The following is a 6,387-nucleotide window of genomic DNA, read 5'->3' as shown; positions in this document are numbered from 1 at the left end:
TTATCTCTTATCTGCCAAATTATACTCATAGCATGGATAAGAACCAAGTATTCTTACCTGGCAGCCAAGTGCACCGATTTCTTCTATGGCTGCTTTGAGGAGTACCGAGTTGCGATTATCTAATACATCAATATAGAAATAGTAGGTGCCCAGCTTTTTCTTCGTAGGCCGGGATTCGATGCGGGACAGATTCAGTTTGCGCCAGGAGAATGCGGCGAGCACCTGATGAAGCGCCCCTGCAAAGTCTTCATTTAGGGTAACCAGGATACTGGTTTTCTGGTGATCGGCATCTTTGGATACGGTTATCGGGTTGTTGCCAATCAGAACGAACCTTGTATGGTTATTATCATGATCGGTGACACGACTCGCCAGTATATCCAGATTATACTTTTGGGCACCAAGTGTAGTACCAATCGCTGCCCATCCCTTATCCGGATTTTGGCTGACCATTTGTACCGCTTCTGCTGTACTGCCTACGTGCTCCAGTTCGGCCTGCGGCATCTCGGCACGGATGAATTGAAGACACTGGGCCATCGCTACAGGATGAGACAAAACTTTAGTGACTTTGGAATAATCCAGTTCACCGCTTGCGGATACAAATTCAGCACGGCTGCCAATCAGGTTCTGAATGGACGGATATACCCATTCCAGCTGCATCGGAATATCGACTTCATGTACAAGCCAGTCCATATGAAGGGATACCGATCCTTCTATCGTATTTTCAATAGGGATTACACTATAATCCGTTTTCCCCTGAGCTGTAGACATAAAGACATCAGCAATCATTTTGTGATGGGTGATCTCAAGCGGCTGTTGTCCCATAATATGCAGCAATGCTTCATGAGAGACCGAGCCGGAAGGTAAGGCTGCTATACGGATCATAGACGTACTTCTCCTTTGACGGTGTCCATAAATGAACTTGATTCGGTATCGTAGTAATATATAACTCCCCCGGTCACCGGTTCAAGCCATAATGCCTGCGCCGTAATACCATGCGACTGCATGGTATTCAGCAAATAATTCTCCAGCTGCTGCTTTTGCCCGGAATGGCGATCTACCAGAGCAATCATGGTAGGACCAGCTCCACTCAGTGCAATACCAAGCGCTCCGTGATCAGATGCATGCGCCAGAATTGGCTCCATCCCTGGTATAAGCGCCGCGCGATAAGGCTGGTGCAGACGATCCTGCATCGCTTCCCTGATCATGTCCAGCTTGCCCGAGGTCAGTGCTGCAACCAGCAAGGAACTGCGACTGATATTATACACTGCATCTGCCATGGAGAGCTCGGTTGGCAGTACTGCGCGCGCTGCAGCTGTAGACAGCTGGAACTCCGGTATAACGACCAGTGCCTGCAGCGCTTCGGGCGGTTGAATCCCAATACATCTCGCCTGTTCTCCATCCCATGTCGCGGCTACAATTCCTCCATAGAGAGAGGCACCCACATTATCCGGATGCTTCTCAAAGGCGGTTGCCATATTAAGCAGCTCTTCATCGGACAGAAGATGGCCTGTCAGGGCATTCGCTGCTGCAAGGGCACCGATCAGAGCCGAAGCACTGCTGCCAAGTCCTCTCGTCAGCGGGATATCCGAATACATGGTAATTTCCAGTTCAGGGATGGAAATTCCGGTCTTCTCGAATACAGCCTGTGCCATTTTGTAAATGAGGTTGGTCTTGTCTGTCGGGATTCCGTCCAGCTGGTCACCAAGCAGCGTAATCGAAGTATGATCCGCTTCTCTCATTTCGATCCAGGAATACAGACTGAGCGCCATGCCAAGCGTGTCGAACCCGGGGCCCAGATTGGCAGTGCTCGCAGGTACCGCTACACGCACGGAGTTTCTCCGGTTATATACTTTTTCAGAACCCTGATTGCTCATGATCGCATTGCTCCTTTAGATATCTTCTACCCGGTATACACTCTTGATCCGCTGGATCACATCAAGCTGCTCCAGATGCTGAAGCACTCTGTCAAAGTTCGCTTTGCTGGCGCGGTGAGTAATGATCACAATCTCCGCATCCGGATTATGCTCATTCGGCTGCTGCACCACCGAAGCCAGGCTGACATCATACTGGGCAAATACCTGGGTAATCTGAGCAAGTACGCCCGCTTTGTCATCCACATGCAGCAGGATAAAGTTTTTATAGAATACCTGATCGTCACTTTGCAATTTTTTAGTCTTGTAAGGAACGATAGCTTTCAGTCCGTTTACACCGAGCTTCAGGTTTTTAACGACAGCAACCAGGTCAGCTACTACCGAAGTGGCAGTGGGCATTTCCCCTGCTCCGGCTCCATAGAACATCGTCTCACCTACGGCTTCGCCATGAACATAGACTGCATTAAATACACCATTTACAGAAGCCAGCGGATGGCTCTGCTTGATCATGGTTGGCTGTACGCTGATCGTAATATGGTCATTGGCACTCATTGCAATCCCGAGCAGTTTCATTTCATAGCCAAGATTTCTGGCATAAGTAATGTCTTCTTTGGTTACGGAAGAGATCCCCTGTACAGCCACATCATCCAATTCGACATTCGTACGGAAACCGAGTGTACCCAAAATAGCCATTTTACGGGCTGCATCCAGTCCCTCCACATCACTGGTCGGATCGGATTCGGCATAACCGAGATCTTGGGCTTCTTTCAATACATCCTCATAAGAAGCACCTTCCTGACTCATCTTGGTCAGTATGTAGTTGGTCGTTCCATTGACAATCCCCATAATTTTTACAATACGGTCGGAAGAGAAGCCTTCGATCAGGGTGCGGATGATTGGAATACCCCCGGCCACACTGGCTTCGTAAAAGACATCACACTGCTTTTCCTGGGCTTTGGCGAGAATCTCGGAGCCGTGCAGTGCCATTAGATCCTTGTTGGCCGTTACTACATGCTTGCCGCGTTCCAGCGCTTCCAGGATATACTCCTTGGTCTGATCAATGCCGCCCATTACTTCTACAATAACGTCGATCTCCGGATCGCGGATAACTTCCCATGGATCAATCGTCAGCTTGGCAGCGTCGATCTCCACGTTGCGGACTTTGTCAGCGCTGCGTACAGCGATTTTCTCAATTACAATCGAAGATCCTACCTGACTGTTCAAGTCCTGCTGGTTGCCTTCAACGATTCTCACAACCCCTGTACCTACAGTTCCTAGTCCTAATAATCCTACTTTTACCGGTTTCATACGTTGCTTCCCCTCCTGGGCTAATTTAGGTTGCAGTATATATTGCTACTCATTGTACGGATTGACTGTTACCTGTAAAGCATTGTAAACAGCATAAACTGTTAAATTAACCCTGTCCAATAATGTGAATATGACGGACACCGGTCACATTTTGCATCGCTTCTACCATTGTATCCAGGTCCTGTGTCAGACGGGATGTCTCTACCGAAAGTACAACATTGGCTCTTCCCTGCAATGGTATACTTTGATGGATCGTCAGTACATTCCCACCATATTCAGCCATTAAACCAAGCACATGGGATAAAATGCCGGAACGATGATCCAGATCAAAGGAGACGGTAATAATCTTATCCCTTTCCAGCTTGTTGAGCGGGTGTATGCCGTCCTTGTATTTATAAAAGGCGCTGCGGCTGAGTCCAACCTTCTCGACAGCTTCATTGATAGTGCGACTCTCGCCTGCAGCCAGCAGTTCTTTAACACGCATCGTTTTTAGTACGGCATCGGGCAGTATATCTTCCCGCACCAAATAATATCGTTCTTTCACAACGTCCTCTCCTCAAAGACTCATGTATTCATATAGTGGACATTATAAAGTAACTCTTTCGGTCAGGCAACCCTTTTTAATTGAAGAAGGGGGATATCCCATTAAGTACTGCGCAAAAATCCTTCATTCATCATTAATGGAGAAGGATGAATACAGCGATATCCAGATGGATGGCATTGATATAGTTGCAGCGCTGCCGGATGTTGCATTTATAAAAAAAGCCGAAAACCATAAAGGTTTCCGGCTGATTCTGTATCTGATTATAAAACAATCGCTGCTATACAAATGATAATGGCGTACAGCTTAGAAGTAGCTGCTGCCTTCAACAAATTCGAACTCGAAATCACCAATACGCACAATCGTGCCGTCTTTGGCACCACGTTTGCGAAGCTCTGCATCGACACCCATATGTCTCATGGTACGCCCCAGCTTCATGATCGCGTCTTCTGAAGTAAGCTGCATACGCTTCATTAGATTCTCGATTTTCTTGCTCTCGACTACGAACATATCGTTCTCACGATGCACGGTGAAGCCGTCGTCTTCCTTCTTCTCCAGCTTATACACTTTACGTTCGGCTACCTGCTCGACTTCTTCTACGGTCACGATCTCAGGCATCTGATCGAGCATATCGGCTGCTTTGTAGAGTAGTTCCTGAATACCCTGGCGTGTCAGTGAGGAGATTGGTACGATCTGGATATCCGGGTTCACTTCACGAATTTTCTTTGTGAATTCTTCCAGGTTTTCCTGAGCTTCAGCCATATCCATTTTGTTCGCGGCTACGATTTGAGGACGGCTTTCCAGTTCAATGTTGTAGAGCTTGAGCTCTTCATTGATTTTTTGCCAGTCTTCAAAAGGATCTCGGCCTTCTGATCCGGATACATCCACGACATGGATGATTACGCGCGTACGCTCAACGTGACGGAGAAACTCGTGCCCCAGTCCGATCCCTTCGTGAGCGCCTTCGATCAGTCCAGGCAAATCGGCCATAACAAAGCTGCGATCGTCGCCGACAGCAACTACACCAAGGTTAGGTGTGATAGTTGTGAAATGATAGGCACCAATCTTCGGTTCCGCTGCAGATACAACAGACAGCAACGTGGATTTACCAACACTCGGGAAACCAACTAGACCTACATCTGCCATAACTTTCAATTCCAGAACAATATTGCGTTCCTGACCTTCTTCGCCATTCTCCGCAAGATAAGGAGCCGGGTTGTTCGGCGTTGAGAAGCGTGTATTTCCTCGTCCGCCTCGTCCGCCTTTGGCTACAACAATCTCCTGATTATGACGGGTCAGATCTGCGAGGATTTCACCGTTATCTTCATCGATAATTACAGTACCTGGTGGAATCCGTACAATCGTATCTTCCGCACCTGCTCCGTGCTGGTTCTTGGTACGGCCTTTTTCGCCACGCTGGCCTTTAAAATGGCGCTGGTAACGAAAGTCCATTAGTGTACGCAGACCTTCATCTACACGGAAAATAACGTCGCCACCGCGTCCGCCATCGCCGCCTGCAGGTCCGCCATTCGGTACATACTTCTCACGGCGGAAAGAGATGGTACCATTACCGCCGTCGCCGCCTTTTACAAAAATCTTCGCTTTATCTACAAACATTAGTTGCACCTCAACTTTTATAGTACTCTGACCCATGATTGCTTCATGAGTATGCATCCGTTCTTTTATACGGATGTCTTTGTCTGAACCGGATAGATATGCAGTGAAATAGAAGCAGGATCATCTTCCGGGCGGGTCGCAGTAATCGTCGTTCCTTCAATCAGCTGATTGACCACTGCCCAGATTTGATCCGGTCCGGGATAGACTTCTTCGGGTTCAAATATAAACTGAACCTGATCATTGTCATTCCGGATAATAATTGATAAGGTGGGGCACTCACCCCAGGACGATCCTCCGCTCGTTTGGTAAGCAGAGATCGTCTCTTGAATGACTCGGGTCAATTCCTCACTCTGTTCCGTTCCCAGCCGGCCTTCAAGTGTGATCCCATCTTCTATCTCTACTTCTAACTGAATATCACGGTTTACCGCCTTGAAGGACTGCAAATAAAAGATGAGGGAAGGAATACCCAGTTTGGATACCCGACTGTCCGTCATCATTTGCTCTTTGATTCGCTCTATATTCTCAATAAGCTTATCTCTGTTACCCAGCTGAATATACCCATATAGCAGCTGCAGATCGTTCATCCAATCATGACGATGATGACTGAATGCCTCGATCGCTGTCACATGCGTAGCCTCATTCTGCTGCTTCATCAATGTGCGCTTTTGTTCATGGATCAGGTTTGCCCGCTTCAGGCGTTCATTCTGCTCACGCACCTCGTCTATCTGCCTCTGCAGTTCTTCATTGCGACGGGTAAGCTCCTCCTGCATACTGCTCCGTATGCTTCGAATTCCAAGCCAGTATGCGGCACCAATCCAGATTGCCAGCACAACATAAGCCACTATCGAATGAAACCGATAGGCTGCGATTAAAGGTATGATGATTGTTCCGCCCACCAGGACTGGAACACGGCTAAAATAATTCATGGTTTCTCCCCAATCTTCCGACGGCTTTTTAACCAAGAACAAGTATATCACAATTGTCCAGAAGCTAATCCATGAAAGCAAAGATTATTCTGGAAAATATTGTGTATAACCGTATTATACTTAA

General features: G+C 47.7%; 6 protein-coding genes. All 6 read right to left on the bottom strand.

Features of this window, described 5'->3' with window-relative positions; all coding sequences use genetic code 11:
- Positions 1 to 882, bottom strand: coding sequence for a prephenate dehydratase (gene pheA / locus M1D61_RS05405; RefSeq protein ID WP_458121467.1), 882 nt, complete (start codon positions 880 to 882; stop codon positions 1 to 3).
- Complete coding sequence (gene thrB, locus M1D61_RS05400; RefSeq protein ID WP_458121466.1) at positions 879 to 1,874, bottom strand: homoserine kinase; 996 nt, start codon at positions 1,872 to 1,874, stop codon at positions 879 to 881. Before thrB ends, pheA begins: the two co-directional genes overlap by 4 nt.
- Positions 1,875 to 1,889: 15 nt before the next feature.
- Positions 1,890 to 3,179: a homoserine dehydrogenase gene (locus tag M1D61_RS05395; RefSeq protein WP_458121465.1), complete on the bottom strand. Its 1,290-nt coding sequence runs from the start codon at positions 3,177 to 3,179 to the stop codon at positions 1,890 to 1,892.
- A 106-nt stretch (positions 3,180 to 3,285) separates the two neighbouring features.
- Positions 3,286 to 3,723, bottom strand: a complete 438-nt coding sequence (locus M1D61_RS05390) for an ACT domain-containing protein (protein WP_458121464.1) — start codon at positions 3,721 to 3,723, stop codon at positions 3,286 to 3,288.
- A gap of 303 nt (positions 3,724 to 4,026) precedes the next feature.
- Positions 4,027 to 5,337, bottom strand: a complete 1,311-nt coding sequence (obgE, locus tag M1D61_RS05385; RefSeq protein ID WP_458121463.1) for a GTPase ObgE — start codon at positions 5,335 to 5,337, stop codon at positions 4,027 to 4,029.
- Positions 5,338 to 5,402: 65 nt separating this feature from the next.
- Positions 5,403 to 6,263, bottom strand: coding sequence for a Spo0B domain-containing protein (locus M1D61_RS05380; protein ID WP_458121462.1), 861 nt, complete (start codon positions 6,261 to 6,263; stop codon positions 5,403 to 5,405).
- Between the last annotated feature and the right edge of the window lie 124 nt (positions 6,264 to 6,387).

This window comes from Paenibacillus sp. Z6-24 (assembly GCF_054161335.1).
Note: the sequence above shows the minus strand (reverse complement) of the source record. Positions and strands in the feature narration are given on the sequence as shown.

Excerpts from the sequence above, each read along its gene's own strand:
- pheA (WP_458121467.1), bottom strand. The coding sequence starts at position 882 with ATGATCCGTATAGCAGCCTTACCTTCCGGCTCGGTCTCTCATGAAGCA.
- M1D61_RS05395 (WP_458121465.1), bottom strand. The coding sequence starts at position 3,179 with ATGAAACCGGTAAAAGTAGGATTATTAGGACTAGGAACTGTAGGTACA.
- M1D61_RS05380 (WP_458121462.1), bottom strand. The coding sequence starts at position 6,263 with ATGAATTATTTTAGCCGTGTTCCAGTCCTGGTGGGCGGAACAATCATC.
- thrB (WP_458121466.1), bottom strand. The coding sequence starts at position 1,874 with ATGAGCAATCAGGGTTCTGAAAAAGTATATAACCGGAGAAACTCCGTG.
- obgE (WP_458121463.1), bottom strand. The coding sequence starts at position 5,337 with ATGTTTGTAGATAAAGCGAAGATTTTTGTAAAAGGCGGCGACGGCGGT.